General features: G+C 58.5%; 16 protein-coding genes. 5 read left to right on the top strand and 11 right to left on the bottom strand.

The annotated features are described in order from the left end of the window. Positions 1-18 precede the first annotated feature (18 nt). Genes bcsR through WH298_RS10270 form a run of 5 tightly spaced genes read left to right on the top strand, consistent with a single transcriptional unit; the run spans position 19 to position 9,068 of the window. Entirely contained in the window at positions 19-213 is a 195-nt protein-coding gene (gene bcsR / locus WH298_RS10290; protein WP_180822802.1) for a cellulose biosynthesis protein BcsR, read from the top strand. Then, positions 213-944, top strand: coding sequence for a cellulose biosynthesis protein BcsQ (gene bcsQ, locus WH298_RS10285; protein ID WP_180822801.1), 732 nt, complete (start codon positions 213-215; stop codon positions 942-944). The genes bcsR and bcsQ (WH298_RS10285) overlap by 1 nt, the downstream gene beginning before the upstream one ends. After that, the gene (gene bcsA, locus WH298_RS10280) at positions 941-3,544 is read left to right on the top strand and encodes a UDP-forming cellulose synthase catalytic subunit (protein WP_180822800.1); all 2,604 of its coding nucleotides are present in this window, start codon (positions 941-943) and stop codon (positions 3,542-3,544) included. Before bcsQ (WH298_RS10285) ends, bcsA (WH298_RS10280) begins: the two co-directional genes overlap by 4 nt. A 15-nt stretch (positions 3,545-3,559) precedes the next feature. Next, complete coding sequence (bcsB, locus tag WH298_RS10275; protein WP_180822799.1) at positions 3,560-5,857, top strand: cellulose biosynthesis cyclic di-GMP-binding regulatory protein BcsB; 2,298 nt, start codon at positions 3,560-3,562, stop codon at positions 5,855-5,857. Next, positions 5,850-9,068 carry a cellulose synthase subunit BcsC-related outer membrane protein gene (locus tag WH298_RS10270; protein ID WP_180822798.1) on the top strand — a complete coding sequence of 1,073 codons (3,219 nt, stop codon included), beginning with the start codon at positions 5,850-5,852 and terminating at the stop codon, positions 9,066-9,068. Before bcsB (WH298_RS10275) ends, WH298_RS10270 begins: the two co-directional genes overlap by 8 nt. A gap of 400 nt (positions 9,069-9,468) precedes the next feature. On the opposite strand, the gene WH298_RS10265 is transcribed toward WH298_RS10270, so the two are convergent. The 11 genes from WH298_RS10265 to dppB all read right to left on the bottom strand — a co-directional run bounded on the left by WH298_RS10265 (position 9,469) and on the right by dppB (position 25,467). Beyond that, on the bottom strand, positions 9,469-10,473 hold the full coding sequence (locus tag WH298_RS10265) for a family 8 glycosyl hydrolase (RefSeq protein ID WP_007890828.1): 1,005 nt from the start codon (positions 10,471-10,473) through the stop codon (positions 9,469-9,471). A gap of 9 nt (positions 10,474-10,482) precedes the next feature. Then, positions 10,483-10,929, bottom strand: a complete 447-nt coding sequence (gene bcsD, locus WH298_RS10260) for a cellulose biosynthesis protein BcsD (protein WP_007890826.1) — start codon at positions 10,927-10,929, stop codon at positions 10,483-10,485. Then, a complete protein-coding gene (locus WH298_RS10255) occupies positions 10,929-14,930 on the bottom strand; it encodes a cellulose biosynthesis protein BcsC (RefSeq protein ID WP_180822797.1) in 4,002 nt (1,333 codons plus the stop codon). The genes bcsD and WH298_RS10255 overlap by 1 nt, the downstream gene beginning before the upstream one ends. Positions 14,931-14,941: 11 nt before the next feature. Next, the gene (gene bcsB / locus WH298_RS10250) at positions 14,942-17,437 is read right to left on the bottom strand and encodes a cellulose biosynthesis cyclic di-GMP-binding regulatory protein BcsB (RefSeq protein WP_180822796.1); all 2,496 of its coding nucleotides are present in this window, start codon (positions 17,435-17,437) and stop codon (positions 14,942-14,944) included. Beyond that, positions 17,434-19,539 (bottom strand): UDP-forming cellulose synthase catalytic subunit, encoded by a 2,106-nt coding sequence (bcsA, locus tag WH298_RS10245; protein WP_007890822.1) that lies wholly within the window; start codon positions 19,537-19,539, stop codon positions 17,434-17,436. The genes bcsB (WH298_RS10250) and bcsA (WH298_RS10245) overlap by 4 nt, the downstream gene beginning before the upstream one ends. Positions 19,540-19,593: 54 nt before the next feature. Next, positions 19,594-20,394, bottom strand: a complete 801-nt coding sequence (gene bcsQ, locus WH298_RS10240) for a cellulose biosynthesis protein BcsQ (protein WP_007890821.1) — start codon at positions 20,392-20,394, stop codon at positions 19,594-19,596. Further along, positions 20,385-21,062, bottom strand: a complete 678-nt coding sequence (gene bcsO, locus WH298_RS10235; RefSeq protein WP_180822795.1) for a cellulose biosynthesis protein BcsO — start codon at positions 21,060-21,062, stop codon at positions 20,385-20,387. The genes bcsQ (WH298_RS10240) and bcsO overlap by 10 nt, the downstream gene beginning before the upstream one ends. A gap of 474 nt (positions 21,063-21,536) precedes the next feature. Further along, a complete protein-coding gene (dppF, locus tag WH298_RS10230; protein WP_007890819.1) occupies positions 21,537-22,547 on the bottom strand; it encodes a dipeptide ABC transporter ATP-binding subunit DppF in 1,011 nt (336 codons plus the stop codon). Beyond that, positions 22,537-23,523, bottom strand: coding sequence for a dipeptide ABC transporter ATP-binding protein (gene dppD, locus WH298_RS10225; protein WP_049852293.1), 987 nt, complete (start codon positions 23,521-23,523; stop codon positions 22,537-22,539). Before dppD ends, dppF begins: the two co-directional genes overlap by 11 nt. A 12-nt stretch (positions 23,524-23,535) precedes the next feature. Then, a complete protein-coding gene (gene dppC, locus WH298_RS10220) occupies positions 23,536-24,438 on the bottom strand; it encodes a dipeptide ABC transporter permease DppC (RefSeq protein WP_049852294.1) in 903 nt (300 codons plus the stop codon). A gap of 9 nt (positions 24,439-24,447) precedes the next feature. After that, positions 24,448-25,467, bottom strand: a complete 1,020-nt coding sequence (dppB, locus tag WH298_RS10215; protein WP_007890814.1) for a dipeptide ABC transporter permease DppB — start codon at positions 25,465-25,467, stop codon at positions 24,448-24,450. Between the last annotated feature and the right edge of the window lie 16 nt (positions 25,468-25,483).

Raw genomic sequence — 25,483 nt, 5'->3', positions numbered from 1 at the left:
TTGGGTGGCAAAAAAGTAATGACAATAGAAAATGCTTTTTCGCTGAGCGCGTCTGGCAGCGAAGATCATGATGACATTAATGCCTTAAGCGCGGCCTTTTCTCTTAAGGCATTTCGCTACATTGATATTGCCCGTGAAGCGCGCCTGAATAGCATTATGGCGCGCTGGCCGCTGCTGCGTGAAATAAGCGCCGCCCAGGAGCCCGATCGTTAATGCCGATGATTGCACTGCAAGGTATACGTGGCGGCTGCGGCGCCACCTCGCTCAGCGCGGCATTAGGCTGGGCGCTCAATGCGCTGGGGGAATCGGTGCTGATCATCGATTTTTCACCGGTCAATCAGCTGGCCGCCCACTTTAATCTGCCCATCAACACCGCGCAGGGCTGGGCGCCCGCGCTGCTTGAACAGCAAGCGTGGCAGCAATGCGCCCAGCGCTATCAAAGCGGGCTGGATTTTCTGCCGTTTGGCGCACTGACGCCGCCACAAAGTGCACAGCTCAGCGCGGCCGATGGCGATTTTGCCGCGCCGCTGCTGCAGGCACTGCCGGCCCTGAAAACACATTATCAATGGATTGTGCTCGATATCCCGGCGGATCTGTTGCCGTGGCAGCGATCGTTTATCGCCGCCGCCGATCGTCTGCTGCAGGTACTGACGCTGGATGCCAACTGTCAGCTGCGCCTGCATCACGCGCGCATCTCCCCGCATACGCTGTTCCTTATTAACCAGTTCAACGCTAACAGCCAACTGCAGCAGGATCTGCATCAGCTGTGGATCAGTTCGCTGAAGAACCTGATTCCGCAAGTGATTCACCGTGATGAAGCGCTGGCGGAAGCGCTGATGATGAAACAGCCGGTGGGCGAATACCGGCCGCATGCGCTGGCGAGTGAAGAGATCAATACGCTGGCCAACTGGCTGTTGCTGAATGTGGCTGGAGGCGCAGCGTGAATCCGTTGCGCTGGCTGCTGATGCCACCCGCGTGGCAGGCGTTACAGCGCCGCGCCACCGTGGCGCGTCAGCATGGTGCGGGCCGCTGCACCATCGCGCTGCATCTGCTGTGGTGCGTGCTCGGCTGGTCGCTGCTGCGGCTGGAAACGCCCGGCTGGCAGCATATCCTGCAACATCGTCAGCGTTACTATCCGCACATTTCGCCGCTGCGCCCGCGTCCGCTGGATGTGCTGCGCTATGCGATGCAGAGCCTGTGGCTGATGCTGGTGCGGCCACGCGAACACCGCACCCGTAAGGGTTTCAGCGCTGAGCCGCTGTTGCGCTGGCGTCAGCCGTTGTATCAATGGCTCGGCGCGCTGCCCGCCCGGCTGGAGCAAACGCGTCTCGCCCAGCGCAGTGAACAACGCATTCAGGCGCTGCCGCCACGGCTACGTCAGCTGCTGTTTATCGTGGCCGCGGTGGTTGCCAGCCTGCTGGCGCTGCTCTGTATCTCACAGCCTTTCGGCATCACTACGCAGTTTGTCTTCGTGCTGCTGCTGTGGGGATTAGCAATGCTGGTGCGGCGCGTGCCGGGGCGTTTGCCCACCATCATGCTGATCGTCTTGTCGCTCACCATCTCCTGCCGCTATCTTTGGTGGCGCTATACCGAAACCCTCAACTGGGACGATCCGCTCAGCCTGACGTTTGGCCTGCTGCTGATTGGCGCAGAAACCTATTCGTGGACGGTGTTGGTTCTGGGTTATTTCCAGACGCTGTGGCCGCTCAATCGCCAGCCGGTCTCGATGCCGCCAGAAATTACTGCCTGGCCGAGCGTCGATATCCTGGTGCCAACCTACAACGAGCCGCTCAGCGTGGTGAAGCCGACCATCTATGCGGCGATGGGCATCGACTGGCCGCAGGACAAGCTCAACATCTATCTGCTGGATGATGGCACGCGCGAAGAGTTCCGCGAGTTTGCCGCCAGCGTTGGCATTCATTACGTGGTGCGCGCCAGTCACGAACACGCCAAAGCCGGCAATATCAACCATGCGCTGAAAACAGTGTGTCGCAGCGATTACGTCGCTATTTTTGACTGCGACCATGTGCCGACCCGCTCGTTCCTGCAGCTGACCATGGGCTGGTTCCTGAAAGATCATCGGCTGGCGATGCTGCAAACGCCGCACCACTTCTTCTCGCCCGATCCGTTCGAGCGCAATTTGGGGCGCTTCCGCCAGACGCCGAATGAAGGGTCGCTGTTTTATGGTTTAGTGCAGGATGGCAACGATACCTGGGATGCGGCATTTTTCTGCGGCTCTTGCGCAGTGCTGCGCCGTAGCGCGCTGGATCAGATCGGCGGGATTGCGGTCGAAACCGTCACCGAAGATGCGCACACCTCGCTGCGCCTGCATCGCCAGGGTTACACCTCGGCCTATATTCGCATTCCACAGGCGGCGGGCCTGGCGACCGAGAGTTTATCCGCGCACATTGGCCAGCGTATCCGCTGGGCACGCGGCATGGTGCAGATTTTCCGCCTCGATAATCCGCTGTTCGGCAAAGGTTTAAAGCTGGTGCAGCGCCTGTGTTACGCCAACGCCATGCTGCACTTTCTCGCCGGTATTCCGCGCCTGATCTTCCTGCTGGCGCCGCTGGCGTTTCTGCTGTGCCACGCCTACATCATCTATGCGCCGGCGCTGGCGATTGCCATCTACGTTCTGCCGCATATGCTGCACACCAGCTTAACCAACTCACGCATTCAGGGGCGCTGGCGCCACTCGTTCTGGAGTGAAGTGTATGAAACCGTGCTGGCGTGGTACATCGCGCGCCCCACCACGGTGGCGCTGTTCAATCCGCATAAAGGCAAGTTCAACGTTACCGCTAAAGGCGGTTTAGTTGCCGAACGGCATCTCGATTGGGTGATCACCAAGCCGTACATGATGCTGGTGCTGCTGAATATCGCCGGTATCGCCATGGCCTTCTGGCGTATGGCCTACGGTCCGGCCAACGAGATGCTCACCATTTGGGTCAGCCTGGTATGGGTGCTGTACAACATGATTATCCTCGGTGGCGCGGTGGCGGTTTCGGTGGAAGCGCGTCAAATCCGCGAAGCGCATCGCGTCGAGATCGCCATGCCCGCGGCGATTGCACGTCAGGATGGGCACATGGTGCCGTGCACGCTGCGCGACTACTCCGACGGCGGCGTAGGCGTTGAGCTGCGAGAAGCCGATGCGCTGAAAGAGGATGAACCGGTGTGGTTGCTGCTGCGTCGGGGCCAGCAGGAGTTCAGCTTCCCGTGCCAGGTGCAGCGCGTGTTTGGCCGTCGCGCCGGCATTCGCCTGCATCAGCTCACCACGCGCCAACACATCGAATTCATTCAGTGCACCTTTGCGCGTGCCGATACCTGGGCGCTGTGGCAGGACGGCTTCCCGGAAGATAAACCGGTGCAAAGTCTGGCCGACATTATGCTGCTGGGTTTTAAAGGCTACCTGCGTCTGGCCGAGTATGGACCCGCGCCGCTGCGCCGTTTATTCCGTGGGCTCACCGCGCTGGTGAGCTGGCTGGCGACGCTGCTGCCGCAGCGTATTGAGCGCCAGCCTGCGTCGCTCAATACCGATTTCACTTAAGTTGATGATAAGACCATGATGAGAAAACTGAGTTGGTTTACCGCCCTGCTGCTGGGCTGCGTCTCACTGGCGCAGGCCGCGCCGCAGTCTGCTGCACCGTTTGCCGCAGGCAGTGCGGTGTCACCGCCGCTGTCGGAGGTGAATGTGCTGGTCGATGCCAACGCGCCGCTGCGCGATAGCCAACTGATGTTTAATCAGGTCGCGCCGCCGCCAGGCAGCATGACGCTACGCGGCACCGAACCCAGCAGCCAGATTGAGTTCGGCGTGCGCAGCGATGAAGTGGTGACACGCGCGCTGCTCAATCTCAGCTATCGTCCCTCGCCCGCGCTGATCCCCACGCTGTCGCAGCTCAAGGTCTATCTCAATGATGAGCTGGTCGGGTTGGTCACCGTGACCGCCGAGCAGCTTGGCAAAGAGAATCAAACGCAAATCTCCATCGATCCGCGTTTCATCAGCGATTTTAACCGCGTGCGTCTGGAGCTGGTCGGTCATTACGCCAACGTGTGTGAGAATCCGGCCAACAGCACTATTTGGCTGGATATTGGCAAAGCCAGCAAACTCGATCTGACGCTGCAGAAGTTACCGCTGAAGAACGATCTGTCGCATTTCCCGGAGCCGTTTTTTGATACGCGCGACAGCCGCCCATTGCAGCTGCCGATGGTTTTCAACGCCCAGCCAACTCTAGTGCAGCAGCGCGCCGCCGCTATTCTGGCTTCATGGTTTGGCAGCAAAGCCGCGTGGCGTGGTCAGTCATTCCCGGTGCTGTATAACCAGTTGCCGAATCAGCAGCACGCAGTGGTGTTTGCCACCAACGATCATCGTCCTGACTTCCTGAAAGATTTGCCGCCGGTAGAGAAACCAACGGTAGCGATGGTGAATCAGCCGGACAATCCGTACGAGAAGATGCTGCTGATTCTTGGGCGTGACGACAACGATCTGTTAACGGCGGTGGAAGGTATTGCCCAGGGCCAGCTGTTGCTGCGCGGTGAGACCGCGACCATTGACAGCGTGAAGCTGCTGGCGCCGCGTCAGGCCTATGACGCGCCTAACTGGGTGCGCACCGATCGCCGCACCACCTTTGCCGAGCTGACGCAATATCAAAACCAGCTACAGGGCGACGGCTTACAGCCTAACCCCATCAGCCTGACGCTGAATCTGCCGCCGGATCTGTTCCTGGTGCGCGCACGCGGCATCGATATGGATCTGCACTACCGCTACACCTCACCAATTCAGCAGGATGGTTCGCGGCTGGCGGTGCATCTCAACAATCAGTTCATGCAGGACTATCCGCTGACGGCGAAAGATAGCGCCGGTCAGCAGCTGATGCGTATTCCGCTGATGCAGGGTTTGCAGGACAGCAATCGCCAGTTAACCATACCGGCGCTGCGCCTCGGGGTGGTGAATCAGCTGCGCTTCAACTTTGATTACGCCAACACCTTTATTGGCGGCACCGCCGATGGCCGCTGCGAAACCGTCACTACGGTGGGACATCATGTGGTGATCGACGATACCTCCAGCATCGATTTTTCCGGCTATCGTCACTACATCGAAATGCCCTCGCTGGCGGCGTTCGCCAACGCCGGTTTCCCTTACAGCCGCTACGCCGATCTGGCGCAAACGCTGGTGCTGGTTCAGCCTAAGCCGAGCAACAATGAAGTCAGCACCCTGCTGAATGCGCTGGGCAGCATCGGCGCGCAAACCGGCTATCCCGCACTGCGCGTGCAGATGAGCGATGACTGGCGTAAAGCCCAACAGAGCGATGCCGATGTGTTGATGATCGGCGACATTCCGCCGGATCTGCAGGACGATGGCAAGATCAACCTGTTGGCCGACGCGGCGCGCAGCTGGATCAACATGCCCGCACGCGCCATGACGACACCAAGCCTGCCAATATCGGACAGCGATCGCACCGTGGAAAGCCAAACCACCATCAGCTCACGCGGACCGATGGGCGCGATTGTCGGCTTCCAGTCGCCGTTTAACGATCAACGCAGCGTGGTCGCGCTGCTGGCCGACAGCCCACGCGGCTGGGAGCTGCTGAATAACGCGCTGCTCGACAGCGGCAAACGCGCGGCGGTGTTCGGTTCCGCCACGGTGATCCGTGAATCGGGCGTGAACAGCCTGCGCGTCGGCGACACGTATTACGTTGGTCACCTGCCGTGGTGGGAGCGCTTATGGAATCTGCTCGCCACCCATCCGGTGTGGCTGGCGCTTTGCGCGGTCGTCGTCGTGGTGCTGTTTGCGCTGATGGCCTGGCGCTTGATGCGCATGGTGAGCCGTCGCCGTCTGGCCGAGCTGGATGACGATGAATAAACTGCGGCCTGGCGTGCTGATCGCCAGCGCGCTGGGTCTACTGGCAGGCGCGGGTGCGACTCCAGCTGGCCCGCAGGTGGCGCCGGTTGAGTGGTTGCTGGTGCAGATCCGCACCGGGGAATCGACCAACAAACTCGATTTGGTACAGCAATCGCTCTATCGGCTGGAGAAAATCGATCCCGACAATCCGCAGGTGCTGGCAGCGCAAATCCGTATGGCGCTGCGCCAGGGCGATCAGGCCAAAGCGCAAACCTTATTGGCGCAACTGCAGCGTGTGGCACCGAATGCCGCCGCCACACGTGAATCAGAAGCGGGCTTACGGCTGATCACCGCAGATGGCCGCCAGCAGCTGCAGCAGGCGCGCCTGCTCGCCACCGCCGGACACGTCGTGGAAGCCAAAGCCGCCTGGGATGCGCTCTTCCACGGCGTGTTTCCGGATGTGAATACCGAGCTGGAGTATTGGCGGCTGGTGGCGCGTCTACCCGGCCTGCAGCCGCAAGCGTATCAACAGCTGCAGGCGCTGGAGCAGCGCTATCCCGGCAACATCGGCGTGGAGCTGCAGCTGGCGCGCATGGCATTTGACAATAATCAGCCGGGCGCAGCTTTTACTCAGCTGCGCCGTCTTGCCAACCGCAACGGCGGGCGCGATGCCGCCTCCGAGCTGTGGCTGCAGCAAATCCAGAATCAGCCGGTGAGCCAACGCAGCGTCGCCAGCCTACAGCAATATCTGCAAACCTTCACCGAAGGCGATGCCCAGCAGCGCGGTGCGCAAGAGCTGGCACGCCAGCAAAAAATGCTCGCCGATCCGGCTTATCGCCAGCGCATGCGCGGACTGGCGCTGGTCGATGCCGGTGGCGGCGCGGGCGCGATTGCCGCCCTCAGTGCGGCGCTGCAAGCCAATCCGCACGATGCCGAACTGATGGGCGCGATGGGCCAGGCGCAGGCGCGGGCCAATCATCGCACGGCGGCAATTGGCTGGCTGGAGAAGGCGATTCAGGCTGGCCAGGCCAGCACGCAGATCGGCAAATGGCAGTCGCTGCTGCAAACCAACCGCTACTGGCTGGCGATCGACAGCGGCGATGCAGCGCTGAAAAAGGGCGAGATGGCGACAGCTGAGCAGTATTATCGCAGCGCGCAAGCGTTGGATAATCGCGATAGCTGGGCGTTGATTGGCCTTGGCGATGTGGCGCAGGCGCGCAAAAACACTGCTCAGGCAGAGAACTTCTGGCAGCAGGCGCTGCGCCTTGATCGCAGCAACAGCACGGCGAAAAGTCGGCTGCTACAGCTGCGTACGGATGCGCTGATGGCCGAAGCCGATGCGCTGGCGCAACAAGGCCAGTGGCATCAGGCGGCAGACAAATATCGCCAGGCGATGCAGGCAACCCCCGACGATATCTGGCTGGCTTATCGGCTGGCGGGCGCGCTACGCAATGGCGGCGGCGAAGCCCAGGGCGCGCAGGTGATGGAGACGATGGTGCAACAGCATCCACAGCAACCGGCGGCGCTGTATGCCGCAGCGCTGTGGCTGGCCTCTGGCGATCGCGATGACGCGGCGCTGGCCATGTTGCGTCGTCTGCCTGCTGGGCAATGGGACAGCAACATGCACGACCTGGCCGATCGTCTGCAGCAGAAGAAGGTGCTGGCGCGCGGCGAAGAAGCGCTGGGGCGCATCGAAGCCATGATCGCGCTGAAACAGACAACGGCAGCGCATCGCGCCTTGCAAACCTTGCCGGCAAGCGTGGCGCAGCAAAGCGTTTACAGCGGGCGGCGTGTGGCACTCGCCTGGCAAAACAGCGGCGATACGCAGCGTGCCCAACAGCTGTTCGATGAGCTGAAAATCCGCGCCGCGAAACTGGCCCCCTCACAGGAGAAAGCGCTAGCCTATCGCGATGCGGCGCGGCTGGAACGTCAGCAACAGCAGCCGCAACGAGCGCAAAAAGATTATCAGCTGGCGATGGCGGCACGCGGTATCAGCCCGGACGAGCCACAGGATAATGAGGGTTATACCGCCCTAACCCGCAATCAACCGCAGGATGAGTGGCTGAAACGCAGCATCCGCAGTGACGCCGCCGATCTCTATCGCCAGCAGGACACCACGTTCATGCTGGAGCAGGATTACTCGCGCAATAAAGGCAACGGTGGTACCTCCGATTTCACCGCGCACACCACGATGATGCAGGCGGAGACGCCGCTGGCCGACGGCCGTAGCTTTGTGCGCGTTGATCATGTGCTGGTTTCGGCGGGCACCTTCTCCAGTGCAAACGGCGGCCACAATGAGCCATTCGGCAGCTGTAACGATGCCAACGCCGGCGGATGCAGCCGCGATTTCACCCAGCGTGATGAAGGCACCGCGTTGGGCGTGGGCTGGCATAACCAGCGCTGGTCGGCCGATCTCGGCACTACGCCGATCGGCTTTGCGACCAGCAACTGGGTTGGCGGCGTCAGCTGGAAAACCGACGTCGATGACATTGGCCTCACGTTTAACGCCTCACGCCGACCGATCTCTAGCTCGCTGCTGGCGTATGCAGGCGCACGTGATCCAGCGACTCACGGCGGCAAAACCTGGGGCGGCGTGGTCGCGACCGGCGGCTCGCTCGGCCTGAGCTACGATACGGGCGATGCCCATGGCGTATGGGCCGATCTCAGCGCGCATCAATTGACGGGCGAAAACGTCGCGGATAATAGCCGCGAACGCCTGATGGCGGGCTATTACTACAAACTGGTCAATGAAGATAATCGCCGCGCCACTATTGGCCTGAACAGCATGCTGTGGCATTACCAGAAAGATCTCAGCGACTACACCTTCGGCCAGGGCGGCTATTACAGCCCGCAGCAATACTTCTCGTTGTCGGTGCCGGTGACGTATCGCCAGCGCACGGAAAACTGGTCGTTTGATCTCGGCGGCTCGGTTTCCTGGTCGCAGTCGCACACTGATGGGCAGCCGCGTTATCCGCTCAATCCCGGCTTTGCGCTGGCATCGAATCCCACTTCAGACAGCAGTTCGGGCACGGGTTTCGGTTATACCTTGCAGGCGCTGGTGGAGCGCCGCATAACGCCGCATTGGTCAGTGGGATTGGCGATGGATATTCAGCAGGCGAAGGATTACACCCCCAGCCACGGCTTGATTTTTATGCGCTACTCATTGTCTGGCTGGAACGGCGATATGGACATGCCTCCGCAGCCGCTCACGCCGTATGCGGATTTTAAATAGGTTAATTTAGGTAGTCGCCATAAATGGCGACCCTACAGGCGTTATCGCGATGGTTACTAAGAAATAAGCATTGATGCTGCAGCGCGGGTTTTGAGGCGACATCCCAACCCGCTGAACGAGTGAGGGATTCCAGGGCGAGCCGCAGGGATGCGGCGAGAGGCGGCGCTGAGCAGGAGCGAATCGCCGCCGGTCCGTCAGGAATCGTGAAGGAGTGAAGGCACCGCGAAGCGGCGGGATGGGCTGGCGCAGGGCCCGGAGTGAAGAGGGCGTGGCCAGACGCCCTCTTCTCGGTCGCCGCACGGCATAGCTGAAACTGCCTCAGCTAATGGCGAACGAAAGTCGCTCAGCGCTTAACTGATCGGCATTACGCCATTTATTGCGACCAGCTCGAAAATGAGACCTACCGCTTCTCCTGATACGCCATCCAGGTTAGCAGCTGCAGGCTGGCGGAGAAGTAGTTTTGATCCGCTGCCAGCTTGTCATTGAGATACTGGGTTTGGTTCAGGGTCAAATCACGAACCGCAATCAGACCGCCTTCCATATTGTATGGCGCGGGCGTATTTCCCAGCACATCATACCAGGCCGGCGTGGTCATGCGCGCCGAGCCCTGCCACACGCGCTGGAACGGCACCAGACGTAGGCTTTGCGGATCGTACCACCAGATATTCAGCGGAATACGAATGGCGTCATAGCTGAAGCGGTTGGAATAACCGATGGCAGGAGCCACCGAACCATCAGCATTCAGCGCCACCCAATCAAGCGGCAAGCCGGTTTTACCAAAATGCATGTCGCCTAACAGATCCATGCCGTCATCCATCAACTCATTCCAGATGCGCAGATGGCTGTGCTCGGCAAACTCACGCCATGCAGCGAACAGGAAATAAGAGGGATTGAGCACCACATAACTGGTTTTATTGAAACCCTGCGCGCCCGGCAGCATCACTTTATGCCCGCCATAACTGATCACATTGAGCTTCACTATCGCACGCTGAATGCGATCTGATGCCTGCTGGTAGTCGCCGCCCCACTTCTGCGCCGCACGTTGCAGAGCCCAGGCAATCAGCACATCGCCATCGGAAGCGTTATTTTTATCGGCGATCGGATCGGCGGCACCTGGCGTGTAGCGCCAGTAGAACAGATCGTTTTGCGGATTGCGCAGATGGCTGCGCGTCCACTGCCACAGCAGATCGAAAGTCGCGCGATCGTCATGCGCCACCGCCAACAACATGCCGTAGCCCTGGCCTTCGGTATGGCTCACGTTGTTGTTTGCCGTATCGCTGATACGGCCGTCGCTGCTCATAAAACGGCTTTTGTAAGTACTCCAGCCATCTGCGGCCGCCTGGGCGCTAAAAAACATCACCATGAAACACAGCATCCATTGACGCCAAAAGCGCATCACTCTCATCACAGCATCCTATTGATATCGATAGTGCAGCGTGCCGCCGTCGTTCTGCTCAAGCGTCAGCGGCACCGCCGCGCTGCCGCCCTGGGCTTGCAGCCACTGCGCATACAGGCCCGCCAGTACCGCGCTTAATGCCAGCTGCCAGCGTTCAACACCGACATTGCTGTCACCCTGCGGCAGCGCGTGGTGTTGAATCAGAATGGCATTTTCCTGCGGCTGTAACTGCACAAAACCCCAGTTAAAACGCGCCAGCTGTAGATTCATTTCGCGCTCCAGATCCTGCACGGTGCGCGCTTCAGGTAAAGGATAGCGGGTCGCCAGCGATGTGCCGACGCCGTTGAGGAAGCCTTCCGCCTCCTCGCCCGCGTTGTCCAGCATGCTTTCAATCATCGCGCTCACCAGATCGAACCAACCCGGCTGATGCGGATGGCTGACGCGCGCGCTCACTTGCTCACTCATTAGTAATCTCCGAACAGATAACGGAAGTACAGATTGGCGGTACTTTCGTTGTAATCACCAAAGGTGTCGTAGCCCAACTGACCGCCGACGGTGACATCTTTGTTGATCTTATAATCCGCACCGGCGTGAATGTTATAGCCAATACCGTTTTTGCTTCCGCCGCTGTAATAGGCTTCTTTTGCGAACCCATCCGTTACCATCTCATTCATGAAAGCTTGCCATTCAGGATTGTTAGGGAAGTAAGCACTTTTATCCTGACTGTAAGATTGATAACCCACTGATCCACCTATTTTCATGCTCAAATCATCATACTTTCGCGTAAAATCAACAGGTAAGGAAACGGATGCATAGTTTTGCGGGCTGAAGTATCCACCTTGGCCGTAGCTGAAGTAACTCAGGTTTTTAGAGAAATCCATCCATGACACACTCATCCCAGCTTTTAATTCGCGGTCATCAGAGTGGAGTGGTCGAATGTAGGCCCCAGCGTTAGCTTGAACACTCTTGTTACTCGCCACATTTTCACCAAGGTAGCTGTATGCTCCAGCGCCTGCATAGAAACCGGCATCCCCATTGTCATAACTTAGCAAAGCATTGCCACCATTTTTGGTGACTCGCCCCCAGGATTGCCCGGTGAAAGAATCTTTTGCACCGACGTAAGACAGCAAACTATCCGTTACTGCTCGGCGTTCGCCAGTAAGAATCAACGTCAAATAATCGGTGAGTTTTGGAGACCATTGAATGCCCCCGACCAGTGTGCTGAGATCCTGCCCCAGCGGGGTACTTCCAAGGTCAATTTTGTAGTGATCGCCTTTCAGCGCCATGCTTAATTCAACACCCGAAGCTGTCTGAGAATCCGTTGAGCTTGAACCGGCCTGAGACACACTTGGTTTTAAGGATGAGGCAATGAGGTAATTTTTTACATCCTGATGAGTATTAATCCAGTTGAGGTTACTCGCGCCCTGAGCCGTCAAAGGATTAAGATCGTCGAATTTTACCCCGGCCAAATCAGACGTGGTGGCACTGTATTTCGTGAGTAGGTTCTGCAAGGCGGAACTAGTCGTTGTTGCATTTCCTTCGTTGTTGATAGTCGTTAGCAAGTTTTGCACGGCATTCGACGCTGCATTGCTACCAAAACGACGCCATGAATCACCTCCAGCAGAACCGGCACTCAAAGAAACTGGCGTTACAGTAAACTCAAACCTTGAATCGCCAAATGGTGATGTTGTCCATGTTAAAGGTGCTTTCGCTTCCGTTAACTTGCTGAGACCGGACTCACCATCGCGCCCCCTGATCTGGATACCTCCGATAGCCCATGAACCGGTTTTCTCTTGCAGATCGTCCATCATGTTGTCGATTTGGCGCAGCGTCTGGCTCTGCTGCACGGCCGGCGTATTGCTCGCCAGCGTCACGCCTTCCGCGCTGCTGGTGGCGTCGGGCGCCGACTGCCACGGCATTACCGCGCCATAGCTGGATGGCGAGCGGCCAACCGGCGAGGTGCCGCGATTGATAAACGGATTGTCGGCCAGCGCCAGGCCGCCGACGCTCGGCACGTTGCCATTGGTGGCACCTTGCAGACCAATCAGCTGACCGCGTGCGTTACGCAGATAACTCATCGCCTGGCTGTGTTCGCCGTTGGCTTCGGCTACGCGGGCTAACAACAGCAGACGATCGGGTGACTGCTCATTATTCAGGCCGCGGGTCAAGGTGTTGGCTTTGTTGACGTCGTTCTGCGCCAGCGCCACGTTGATGGCGCCGGTACGCGCATCTTGCGTTGCGGTCTCCTGCGTCATCAGATAGTCGTAAACCACGCCGGCTTCTTTGTTCATCTTGCCGGACTGATACAGCCGCGCCATGGCAAACATCAGATCGCGGTTCTGCGGATCGTGCTGCAGCGCGCCCACCAGCTTGTCGTAAGCGGCGGCGTACTGTTTCTGCTCGCGCAGACGATCCACTTCGTTGATCACATAGCCATTACGAATACCTGCCAGCTGGGTTGGCGTGCTGCGCGCCTGCAGTTCCGGGCTGCTCAGGAAGCTCTGCGCTTCGGTGTTCAGACCGGCCTGATTCAGCACCGCAACCTGCGCGGCGTAATCACCGGCGTTGCCCTGGATGCCGCGCTGCATGTTGCTGCGCACCACGGAAACCGCCGTGGTGAGATCGCCCGCTTTCGCCAGTTTCTGCGCCAGATTACCGGCATCAACCGGATTAGCCGGCGGCATTGACGCCAGCGCACGCAAGGTGTTGGCTGCCGCCGCATTCGAACCCTGCGCCAGATACTGATCGGCGGTAGCCATCTGCAGGTTGAAGTTCACGCGCTGCGCCAGCTCGCGCATATCGCTGTTTTTGTTGCCGTTGGGAATGCGTGACAGCAGCATACTCGCCTGCTGCCAGGCACCGCTTTCGCTGGCGTTTAACGCGCCCGCATAGAGTTCGGTGGTGCTGGCACCGGTGCGCAGCGTGGGCTGCATGATATTGGCCGCCATCATGCTATTGCCCTGCGCGCGATAGATGCGTGCCAGATCGAGACGTAGCCAGCCATCGTTGGGATAGCGCTGAATGCCGCTGGTCAGGGTGGCGACAGCCGCGCTGTTGTTGCCTGCTGCCAGCTCACGTTTGGCCTGCGCACGAATCGGATCGGTGCTGCTGCCGCGCGGTGCCACGCTTTGACGTACGCTATCCGGCAGCGACCCCAGCAGCGTATTGGCTTCTGCGCCACGGTTCTGCTGGCGCAGCACGTAGAACAGGCCTTCTTTGGCATTACGGTTATTGGCATCACTTTGCAGGATGGCGCGATAGGTTTGCTCCGCCTGATCGAGCTGATTGCTGCGACGCTGCACATCCGCGCGGAACAGTTTGGCGGACACACCTTTCTCGCCGTCGGCCTGCGCCAGCGGTTCGCTCAGCGCCAACGCCTGTGCGCTATCGCCATTTTTTAACGCCTGCTGCGCGGTCGCCAGCTGGGCGTAGAAGCGCGCATCGGCGGCCTGTTTCTGGCGCGTGTCGCTTTGATCGCCGCCTAACTGCGCGGCGCGCGTCAGGTAATCCGCCGCTTCGGCGTAACGTCCGGCGCGCTGAGCGACGTAGCCCATACCCGCCAGCGCATCCGCATCTTGCGGGTTGGCTTGCAGCACTTTCTCAAAGTTGTTTTGCGCATTGCTGACGTCGCCGCTGTTCAGCGCGGTAAATCCCGCGCCTTTCTCCGCACCGCCGACATTTTTACGGTAGTAATCCAGCACCGCGTTATCCTGCGGATGACGCTGCTGCCAGGTTTGGTACAGCGAGGCATCAGAAGCCTGCGGGCCAAGCCACAGCAGCGCCTGACGCAGCGAGCGGTCGGCTTCTTTGTTGCCATCCGCCAGGCTGCCGAGCACATCAATACCCTGACGACGGGTCGCTTCCTGATAGGTTAGCGCTTTACCCAGCGCCAGTTTGGCGCCGGTATCCTGCGGATGATCGGCGGAGAACTGCCGCAGCGCTTCCACCGCCTGCGGCAGCAGCGAGCGATCGCCCGCCATCGTCAGGTAGTATTCTGCCGCCACGCTCGGCGGCGGCTCGTTACCGCTGAAGGTGTTACGCCAGGTTTGCAGCGAAGCCGCAATATTGCCGCTGCGCGCCTGCTGGCGCGCCAGTTGTAGCTGCGCCTGCGGAATGGTTTGCAGCTGACGTGCGTTATCCAGCTCGCTGAGATGCGGATCGTTTGGCGATGCCGCACTCAGGCGCGCACGCCACTGCGCCGCTTCCGCTGTACCGCCGCTCTGCTGCGAATAGAGCGCCAGCAAATAGAGCGCCTGAGTGTTGTTTGGCTCAACCATCAGCACTTTCTGCAGCGAGGCTTTCGCCAAATCGTCATGCGCTTTCTGATGCCAGTAAGCCGCTTGATCGAACAGCGCCTGTAACGCAGGATTGTTACTCTCCGCCGCCAGCAGCGGCTGCGAGAGCGTGAGCGCCCCGCCCAGAATCAGGGCATGACGAATGCCGGCACTTAACAGATGTTTTTTCATTATTTTTATCCTTACTTCTTGCCGGACTTGCTATCAACTTTTGGGTTGAGACGACGCCACGCATGACGTTTCAGCATCACCCAGGCCCCACTGCCGACCAGCGCTGAAAGCAGCAATGCCGCCAGCGCCATCAGCACCGAGTGCTGGTTGGCATACCACACCACCATCATGTACCACGGCATTTCACCGCTCGGGAATTGCGGACCCACGCGGAAACTGCGAATGCCGTTCTCATCGGTGATGATGGCGGTATCGCCGCGAATTCCAGCGTTGATGCGCGCCGAATTCAGGTCTTCATGCAGGCGCAGCAGTTGCTGATCACTGGTCGCCACCGTCATCACCACCAGGCGATCGCGGTTCCACGGCGAGCGATAGCTGACAAAGCCGCGCCATGCTTCGTTGGACGAGAAGTAACGATCGGCATCCAGCTGCTGGCGATACCAGTCGCCGGTCAGCCAGCCGCGCAGCTTGTCCCAGGTGTTCGGCTCTTTCACGCCCAGCGTGTTGCCGCTGGTTTCATACGGCGTGTTGACCAGCATTGCCTGGTTGAAGTCGTTGTTCTGCGTGGTGCTCACCGCTAACACATCGCTGCGCTGCAGGCGCGTCATGTTGGTGCCGCCGTTTGGCAGGCCAAACAGCACCTGGTTCTGCAGCAGCGGTACGCCAGTGGCGTTACCGGCACGTGATGCCATATCCAGCAGCGTAGCGATCTCCGCATCACTCGGCTGTTGCGGCAGCAGCAGCGTGGTCTGCGAGAAGTCCGCAAGACGCGAGAACGGGAACGAGGCACCAACAAAGTAAGAGAGGTTCGGCAGCATGGTGAAGTGGCGCGTGTGGCTCAGATCGATCCACGAATCCTCTTCAATGCGGCTCTTAATGTTGTTGTTCAGCAGCACGCCGCACGGTGCATCCGCTTTCGGCTTGATGTTGAAGTAGAGCGCCAGCTGGTTGTCACCGTAAATCAGGTATGGCTCGAGCTTCAGGGTGTAATGCTCCTGACGCGCGTCGCCACCCAGGCGATGCCAGGCGCTTTCCAGCAGGCCCACTTTGTTCACCGTCAGGTTGCGCAAGAAAGTGCCATTGATCATCACGTTAAGGAACGAGTTGTTCTCATCAATCCAGCTTTCGGACGGGAAGCGATAGTGCAGCTCCACTGGAATGGTATCGCCATCCCACATAAACAGATCCGGCGCGGCGCGGAAGTTGACGCTCAGCGCATCGTGCCAGATGCCGGTGGTGGTTAGGCTCTGATCTTTACGCAGCAGTTCGCTCAGGCGCACCGGACGCGTGGTGTTGATCCAGCGCGGAGCATCGTACGGTTTACGCATACCAATCGGCTGCGGTTGTACGTTCAGGCTGCTGGCATCGGTGGCCAGCGGCTGCGTGGTTAAACGGTTGGCGGCCTGACGCAACTGATCGTCATTGGCACCCACTACCAGCAGCAGTTTGTAGACCGGATTGTTGGGATTATCGATCACCTGCAGCAGCGGACCGCTGGTGGCGGGCAAGGTCACGGTGCCAATCTTATCGCCCGGATGTCCCACCAGAATGCCGTTGTGCTCAGGCAGATCGCCGCGCACCACCGGGAAACGAATCCCACGATAGTCCGACTGAATGCCCATCCACGATGCCACCAGCGCAGCGGCGCTGATGCTGTCCGGCGCGACATTGGCTGCAAAGCCAAAGGTGACGCTGGCTGGCGTCATGCGCTGCGCATCGATAAACGGACGCGGGAAGTTGCGCAGGCTGGTGCCAATATTCAGCTGCTGGCCTTCGAGGCTCAGCGTGGTTTTGGGCAGAATCGCTACCTGATACTGCTGCGCGCTCTCTTTCTCGCACAGCAGCTTGTCGGCATCGTTAATCTTGAAGCTGAGGTTATTACTGGAGACCACCATCGCTGCCGGAATATCCAGCTGGTAGTCGCTGACGTCGCTGTCGCTCGAACCGAGCGGCAGAGTGCCGAGCGGCTGACCGTTCAGCATCAGCTGCAACGACGTGTTGCGCGCCGCCAGTGCCGCCGAGACGCGCAGTGACAGATTGAGGCGCGCGTTGGTGATCACTTCATCGCTGGGCAGCGTGAAGACGATACCGGATTGCAGCTGACCGCCAGTGAGCGTAATGCCACGCGGCTGGCCCATCTGCGCGACGGAAACGGTGGTACTGATCGGCTGATTGAGCGTTACCGCTTCGTTATCCGCAATGGCCGCAGGTGCAGTAGGCGCAACCGTTGGCAGCACCATCTCGGGCGCGGGTGCGGTTTCGCCTGGCGCGGGCTCTGCGGGCGCGTCGTTTTCCGTCAGCGGTGCCGTTTCCGCTGGCGCGTACGGTGCCGCGCCTGCCGCCTGTTGCAGCTGCTGATCGGCCGCACTTTCCATGCCCTGCGGCGGTGGAACCTCAGACAGCGCACCGCTATCCTGAGTGACCGCCGGGGTTTCAGCCCACGCGGGCGCGAGCAGCAGCGCCGTTGCCAGCGAGCTTGCCAGCAACGTTTGCGTCAAATTCTTCATGCAGCGCTGTCCTCTTTTGCGGCGGGCTGGTTATCACGCTTACGCTTCTCACGGCGATCTTTCCAGGTCAGCCAGAACAGCTCAAATACGGTACGAATAATGGTGCCAAGCGAAACCAGCGGGTTGTCCTGCTTGTACTCGGGCTGGATCCACGCATCGGCGCGCGCCAGCACCACACGCACCAGTTCACGGCGGCGCGACAGCGGCATATCGCCAAAGCGCAGACGGATGCTCTCGTCATCACCGGAGATTTTGCTTACCGGAATGGTGATGGTGCCGGATTTCAACAGCAGATCGATCTCTTCGATTTCATCCTGCTCATGACGATTGTCCGGCGCATCGAGTTGCGCACCGCCCATCGACAAATCGCTGGTTTGCGTGCGTGACGAGATGCCGCTGGCATAGTGAATCACCGCCGGAATCTGTACTTCGATACGGATGGTTTTACGCACCTGTTTGGTTTCACGCGCCACGGCAATGGCCGCCATCAGGATGATCAGGCTGAACACCGCCCAGCCGACGTTGAGCGCGATAACGTAAGGATCAACGCCAAAGTAGTCATGCGCCACCGCACGCACCACGCCCGCGATGATGCCAATCGACAGCAGCAGCGCAACAATCACGTGTGGACGCACGATGTGGAAATCGAAGAAGCCTTGATCGAGCAAACCGCCTTTATCCGTTACGTTAAATTTCCCGCGCTTCGGTGCCAGCATGGTCACCAGCGTGGGGATAACGAGGTGGAAGCACATCACGGTTTCGTAGATTTCGCCCCAGAAGGTGTAGCGGAACTTGCCGTTCATGCGCGAGTTGACGTAGAGCGACATCACCAGATGCGGCAAGACGTAGGCAAAAATCAGCGATGCCGACGAGTGGATGATATTCAGGTTAAACAGCAGGTACGCCAGCGGTGCCGTCAGGAACGCCACGCGCGGCAAGCCGAACTGGAAGTGCAGCATGGCGTTGAGGTAGCACAGACGCTGCTGCCACTTTAAGCCCCGACCAAACAGCGGATTATCGACGCGGAAGATCTGCGTCATGCCGCGTGCCCAGCGGTTACGCTGCACCACGTGCAGACCCAGACGCTCGGTTGCCAGACCGGCCGCCAGCGGAATCGCCAGGAAGGCAGATCCCCAACCGAGGCGCTGCATTTTCAGCGCGGTGTGCGCATCTTCGGTGACGGTTTCTACCGCAAAACCACCAATCTCTTCCAGCGCGCTACGGCGGATCACCGCACAGGAGCCGCAGAAGAAGGTGGCGTTCCAGTTATCGTTACCCTGCTGGACCGGGCCGTAGAACAGCGAACCTTCGTTCGGGATGCTGCGCGCTGCGCGCAGGTTACGTTCGAACGGATCCGGCGAATAGAAGTAGTGCGGCGTCTGCAGCAGCGCCAGCTTTGGATCGTTCAGGAAGGGCCCCACCGTCGCCTGCAGGAAAGTGCGCGTGGCGACGTGGTCGCAGTCGAAGATGCAGATCAGCTCACCTTTGGTGATCTTCATCGCGTGGTTGAGGTTACCGGCTTTGGCGTGGCTGTTGTCGTCACGCGTGATGTAACCCACGCCAACGTCAGCCGCAAACACCGCAAACTCGCTGCGCTTACCATCATCCAGCAAATAGACCTTCAGCTTGTCGCGCGGATAATCAATACACTGCGCCGCCAGCACGGTATCACGCACTACATCCAGACTTTCGTTGTAGGTCGGTACATAGACGTCCACCGTCGGCCACAGGCTAATATCATCCGGCAGCGGCTCGATGGTGCGCTTTAATGGCCAGGTGGTTTGCAGGAAACCGAGAATTAAGATCAGCCAGACGTACAGTTCGGCCAGATATAAGCCGATACCCAGGATCGCTTCAATCTCTGAATTAAACTGCAGCGTCTCCGTGGTGCGCCACCAGATATATCGGGTCGACATCAGCGCGGAAAGGATAACCATCACAACGGTTATTTTGCGGCTTTTGCTGAAGCCCAGTAAAAACATCATCCCGATGCTGATCAAGCCAAAGATATATTGCTTTTGGCTGTCCATAGGCGTGATGACGATTACCGCTGCTACCGGTGCAAGCACCAGCAGTAGCAGGTAAAACCCGAGTTTACTCATGATTCACCCTGAAGAAGCTGTGTTGTTATTATGTGGCCGGATCCGGCCTCATTATTAATAGTGGCTGCGAATGGGGGCCTGAACTTCGCCGTTACCCACGGTGATATTCAGGATATTAGCCACGCGTTTCGCCACTAATTCGATATCAAACGCAGCTGCAGAAGCCGGGCTGAAATCATAAACGGATTGTTGCGAGGCATTGGCTTCCGCGACGCTTTCATCACGATGTACCACGCCTAATAAATTCTCACCTAAACGCTGCTGCATAAATTCCGTGACTTCACGGCTAATATTGCGGCGGTTATCGCTCTGGTTAAGCACAAAATAATGACCCCGTTTATTATTTAGGGGCTGACCAATCATGCGGTCATTTTCTATTTGCGGCAGTAGAGAGACCGATGCGGTATCTGCCAGCATCACCACTACATGCATATCGGCAAGCGCGGTCATGGCTTTAAGCGCAGGGCCCGGGCCCGGAGGAAAATCGGCAATGATGACCAATCCCGGATAGTTCAGTACCGTGTCCAGACCGCGCTGCAGGAAGTGCGGATCTTTTACCAGGTTCTCTTCAAAACGTTCGCGCTGCTCTTCGGTGACATCGCCATACGGCATAACGAAAATATTGCCGCCGGTGGTCAGAATGGATTGGCTCCAGTCGGCTTGATCTGCAGAACGCGCCACAAAACCGCGACCATCATTGAGCGGCACGCCGAAATGCAGGCGCAGGGCATTCTGAACATCAAAATCGATTGCCAATACCTTGCTGCCAGCGCGAGCCAGACTCCACGCAAGGTTGGCCGCCATGGTGGTTTTCCCTACTCCCCCTTTTGGCGAGCACACACAAACTAACGGCATAGCGCAATCTTCTCCAGTAGCGGTTTTAACGGTGTTTCTTTGGCAAGGTTAGCAGACTCAGCAGGACGCGAGCGGAACAGAGCACCAAAACGGGACGGTGCAGACGCGGCCGGACGTGCCGGTTCAACCGGTGCGGCAAAGGTAGATGCCGGTGCGACCGCGAGCGGTGCTGGCGCGACAGGCGCGGGAGCAATCAGTGCCGGTTCGGCGGCAGCGGCAGGCTGAACCGCAGGCGCTGCAGCAGGTTTAGCCGGCGGGAACAGTGAGGTGGCGGCCTGGCGCTCAACCAGCGTGGCTTTCGGCGCGAGCGGCATTGATGCTGGCGCGGATTTAGCTGGGGCGGGCGGGAACAGGGACGAACTGCTCGCCGCTGGGACCGCGGCAGACGCGCTCACACTATCGAGAATCGATCCGCGTGAGGTGGCCATTGATGCCGTCTGAACAGGCGCTGGCGGTGCACTGAATTCATCACCGCTAATGGGCTGAGGTTGCGGCATATCAATGCGCTGACCGCTGCCTAATTCTGGCTCTTGATCGGTAGCCAATTGGCGGAGTAACGCCCACTGGCTTTGATCGGCTTCCTGCGATTGGCCGGACATGTCCTTAAAAGCGATGTCAAGCGTCTGCGTTTTCTCTTTAAAACGCTGCAGATCGTCGTAATTCTTCATGATCAGAGCCTGTAAAAACGGGAGGGAATTTTCCGCGAATATATCACACACATTAAGAGACGGTGAGACAAATCTGATTATTAAAACGTCGCATTCAATAAAAGAATTCTATCTTTCTGATTGAAAAACTGGGAATGCAAAAAGCGTGCAATTGTTTATTGACGGGGATTAATTAGTATCAATTAACAGAAATAGTGACGCGCGGGATTTTAACCTAAGCTACTGAAAATACTCTACTGCACTGCAAGTTATGGATTTTATTCCAATGTGATGAAGCTCACGCAATCCTGACCAAAATAAGAATTTGCCTTTACGCTTTATATCCTGATCAGGACCAATTCATTACTGATTCATTCAGGTTATGCTTTTTAAAGCACCTTGATGATGCGGTTCTCAGCCGTTAATTTCCCTGATGTATTACCTTGCCAAAAAGAAAGGCTCCCGCGGGAGCCTTCAACCATCATTGGCGTTTATTTATAGCGTGCCCACCGGCTGATTTTCATCCTGATCAACCGCGAAGCAGGCAATTTGCTGATCGCCATACTGCTTCAGCTTTGGCTGCAGCTGAACACAGGTGCCAAAACGACGGCGGCAGCGCGCGTTAAACGCACAGCCCGGCGGCGGATTGAGCGGGCTCGGCAGTTCGCCTGTCAGCTTAATACGCTCGCGACGGTCGTCTGGATTAAGACGCGGTGTCGCCGACAGCAGCGCCTGAGTGTAAGGGTGGCGCGGATTGCTAAAGATCGCCTCTTTGCTGCCCTTCTCCACGCAGCGACCGAGATACATCACCATCACCTCATCAGCGATGTGCTCCACCACCGACAGGTCATGCGAGATGAAGACGTAGGACAGACCTAAATCCTGCTGCAAATCCATCATCAGATTGAGCACCTGCGCGCGCACCGAAACGTCGAGTGCAGAGACCGGTTCATCGGCAATCAGCACATCCGGATCGAGCATCAGGCCGCGGGCGATAGCGATACGCTGGCGCTGTCCACCGGAGAACATGTGCGGATAGCGATCGTAATGCTCGGTTTTCAGGCCAACTTTCGCCATCATCTCCAGCGTTTTTTCTTTGCGTTCCGCTTTGGTCAGCGAGGTGTTGATCACCAGCGGCTCTTCAAGAATCTGACTGATTTTCTTGCGCGGATTGAGCGAGCCGTACGGGTTCTGGAACACGATCTGGATTTTCTGACGGCGCAGTTTCTGCGCCTGCGGATCGTGCTTTAACAGATCCTGACCGTGCCAGAAGAGCTGGCCTTCGGTCGGCGTTTCAATCATGGTCAGCAAGCGGCCTAGCGTCGATTTACCGCAGCCGGATTCACCCACCACCGCCAGCGTTTTGCCGCGTTCGAGGTTGAACGACACGCCATCCAGCGCTTTTACCAGACGTTCCTGGCCGAACAGACCTTTCTTCACTGGGTAGTGTTTTTTCAGGTCAATTGCCTGCAGCAGGTAATCCTGCTGGTTGTTATCAAGACTCATAAGTCGGTCTCCCGGCATCATCCAGTGGGAAGTGACATTTGGCCTGACGGCCCGGAATGTCGCGCAGCTCCGGCTCTTCGCGGCGGCAGCGATCGGTCACGTACGGGCAGCGCGGATTTAACAGACAGCCGGTTGGGCGATCGTATTTACCCGGCACCACGCCCGGCAGCGACGCCAGACGCGCTTTGTCCGCAGCAAACTCCGGCAACGCGCGCAGCAGCGCTTGCGTGTAGGGATGACGCGGTGCTTTGAAGATATCCACCGCTTTACCGCTTTCCACCACCTGACCGGCATACATCACGATGATGTGCTGAGCCGCTTCGGCCACCAGCGCCAGATCGTGGGTAATCAGGATCAGCGCCATGTTCTCCTGCTTCTGCAACTCCAGCAGCAGTTCGATGATTTGCGCCTGAATGGTGACGTCGAGCGCCGTAGTCGGCTCATCGGCAATCAGCAGCTTCGGTTTGCAGGCAATCGCCATGGCGATCATCACGCGTTGGCTCATCCCGCCAGACAGCTGGTGCGGATAGACATCCAGACGCGATGCCGCATCGGGAATGCCCACCTGATCGAGCAGATCAACCGCGCGCTGACGACGGGTACGTTTACTGCCGCCCTGATGCACCTTGAGCGCTTCCATAATCTGGAAACCTACGGTGTAGCACGGGTTGAGACTGGTCATCGGGTCCTGGAAGATCATCGCCACTTCAGCACCAACCAGTTGGCGGCGCTCTTTTTCGGAGATTTTCTGCAGGTCGCGCCCGTTGAATTCCAGTTTTTCGGCCATCACGCGGCCGGGATAATCAATCAGGCCCATGATCGCCAGCGAGCTGACTGATTTACCGGAACCCGATTCACCGACAATACCAACCACCTGGCCCTGCTCGACCTGATAACTAATGCGGTCAACTGCACGGAACGGTGTCTTTTCGTCGCCGAAATGCACCGATAACTTATCTACATTTAATAACGCCATCTCGGTGCCTCTTTACTGCTTGAGTTTCGGGTCGAGTGCATCACGCAAACCATCGCCCATGAGGTTGAATGCCAGAACCGTCAGCAAAATGGTCACGCCAGGGAACGTCACCACCCACCAGGCACTTTGCGCATACTGCAACACGTCGGAGAGCATGGTGCCCCACTCCGGCGTTGGCGGTTGCGCCCCCATACCGAGAAAGCCCAACGCCGCCATATCAAGGATGGCGTTGGAGAAGCCTAATGATGCCTGCACGATCAGCGGTGCCAGGCAGTTAGGCAGAATATTGATAAACATCTGACGCAGCGTGCCAGCTCCCGCCACGCTCGACGCGGTGACGTAGTCGCGGTTGACTTCAACCAGCACCGCAGCACGTGTCAGACGGATGTAGTGCGGCAGCGCCACGAAGGTGATGGCCAGCGAAGCATTGACGATCGACGGACCGAAGATCGCCACTAACACCAATGCCAGCAGCAGGCTTGGCAGCGCCAGCATGATGTCGACCACGCGCATAATAATCGCGTCCACCACGCCGCCGAGATAGCCGGCCATCAAACCGAATATCACGCCGAGAATCAGCGACAGCACGACGACCATGCAGCCCACCAGCAGCGACAGGCGAGCACCGTACATCAGACGCGACAGCACATCGCGGCCCACGTCATCGGTACCAAGGATGTAGCTCCAGTTGCCGCCTTCCTGCCAGACCGGTGGATGCAGCAAGGCATCGCGGAACTGTTCAGCCGGTGCGTGCGGTGCCAGCACATCGGCAAAGATGGCGATTAACAGCATCAGAACGATGTAAACCAGGCCGATAACCGCGCCTTTATTACGTTTGAAGTAGTGCCAGAATTCCTGTAACGGGGTCATCGGCTTGGGTGCAGCAGTTACGCTTGCGGGATCAACAGCAGACATGATTCCCCCTTATTTCTTATGACGGATACGTGGATTGACCACGCCGTACAACAGATCAACCAGCAGGTTGACCACGATGATCAGAATCGCCACCAGCAAGACGCCGCCCTGTACCACCGGATAGTCACGGCGTTGCAGCGCTTCGATCAGCCAGCGGCCGAGTCCCGGCCACGAGAAGATGGTTTCGGTCAGGATCGCACCGGCCAGCAGCGTACCGACCTGCAAGCCAATCACAGTGACCACCGGCAGCATGGCGTTACGCAGCGCATGCACCACAATCACGCGCATGCGCGTCAAACCTTTGGCGCGCGCGGTGCGGATGTAGTCTTCACCCAGCACTTCCAGCATGGAGGAGCGCGTCATACGCACAATCACCGCCAGCGGAATGGTGCCAAGCACGATGGCCGGTAAAATCATGTGCATCACGGCATCTTTGAAATCGCCCGGTTCACCCCACAGCAGCGTATCAATCAGCATAAAGCCGGTGAGCGGATGGCTGTCGTCAAGGAAGATGATGTCGCTGACGCGCCCGGAGACCGGCGTGAGGTTCCACTGCACCGAGACCAGCATGATCAGCATGATGCCCCACCAAAAAATCGGCATCGAGTAACCGGTGAGCGAGATGCCTACGGCGGTGTGATCGAAGATTGAGCCGCGTTTTACCGCTGCCAGCACACCGACAGGAATACCCACCGCAACCGCGAACAACATGGCGCAGATGCCCAGTTCCAGCGTGGCTTTAAAACGAGGAACGAATTCGTCCCAGACCGGGATGCGGCTTTTCAGCGAGATGCCAAGGTCGCCGTGCAGTACACCATTGATATAGGTGAGATATTGCTTCCACATCGGCTGATCGAGGCCAAACTGCGCCATCAGCTGAGCGTGACGTTCGGGGGAGATGCCGCGTTCACCGGCCATGATCAGTACCGGATCGCCAGGGATCAAGTGGACAAACGCGAAGGTCAATAACGTGATACCGATGAACGTTGGGATGACAAGGCCCAAACGTCGGAGTATGAATTGCAGCATAAGCCTGGTTCTCTGA

It is taken from the genome of Pantoea nemavictus (genome assembly GCF_037479095.1).
Lineage (GTDB): Bacteria > Pseudomonadota > Gammaproteobacteria > Enterobacterales > Enterobacteriaceae > Pantoea > Pantoea nemavictus.
Note: the sequence above shows the minus strand (reverse complement) of the source record. Positions and strands in the feature narration are given on the sequence as shown.

Excerpts from the sequence above, each read along its gene's own strand:
- bcsA (WP_007890822.1), bottom strand. The coding sequence starts at position 19,539 with ATGAGTAAACTCGGGTTTTACCTGCTACTGCTGGTGCTTGCACCGGTA.
- bcsO (WP_180822795.1), bottom strand. The coding sequence starts at position 21,062 with ATGAAGAATTACGACGATCTGCAGCGTTTTAAAGAGAAAACGCAGACG.
- bcsR (WP_180822802.1), top strand. The coding sequence starts at position 19 with ATGACAATAGAAAATGCTTTTTCGCTGAGCGCGTCTGGCAGCGAAGAT.
- WH298_RS10265 (WP_007890828.1), bottom strand. The coding sequence starts at position 10,473 with ATGAGAGTGATGCGCTTTTGGCGTCAATGGATGCTGTGTTTCATGGTG.
- bcsQ (WP_007890821.1), bottom strand. The coding sequence starts at position 20,394 with ATGCCGTTAGTTTGTGTGTGCTCGCCAAAAGGGGGAGTAGGGAAAACC.
- WH298_RS10270 (WP_180822798.1), top strand. The coding sequence starts at position 5,850 with ATGAATAAACTGCGGCCTGGCGTGCTGATCGCCAGCGCGCTGGGTCTA.
- dppB (WP_007890814.1), bottom strand. The coding sequence starts at position 25,467 with ATGCTGCAATTCATACTCCGACGTTTGGGCCTTGTCATCCCAACGTTC.
- dppC (WP_049852294.1), bottom strand. The coding sequence starts at position 24,438 with ATGTCTGCTGTTGATCCCGCAAGCGTAACTGCTGCACCCAAGCCGATG.
- dppF (WP_007890819.1), bottom strand. The coding sequence starts at position 22,547 with ATGAGTCTTGATAACAACCAGCAGGATTACCTGCTGCAGGCAATTGAC.
- WH298_RS10255 (WP_180822797.1), bottom strand. The coding sequence starts at position 14,930 with ATGAAAAAACATCTGTTAAGTGCCGGCATTCGTCATGCCCTGATTCTG.
- bcsB (WP_180822799.1), top strand. The coding sequence starts at position 3,560 with ATGATGAGAAAACTGAGTTGGTTTACCGCCCTGCTGCTGGGCTGCGTC.
- dppD (WP_049852293.1), bottom strand. The coding sequence starts at position 23,523 with ATGGCGTTATTAAATGTAGATAAGTTATCGGTGCATTTCGGCGACGAA.
- bcsB (WP_180822796.1), bottom strand. The coding sequence starts at position 17,437 with ATGAAGAATTTGACGCAAACGTTGCTGGCAAGCTCGCTGGCAACGGCG.
- bcsD (WP_007890826.1), bottom strand. The coding sequence starts at position 10,929 with ATGAGTGAGCAAGTGAGCGCGCGCGTCAGCCATCCGCATCAGCCGGGT.
- bcsQ (WP_180822801.1), top strand. The coding sequence starts at position 213 with ATGCCGATGATTGCACTGCAAGGTATACGTGGCGGCTGCGGCGCCACC.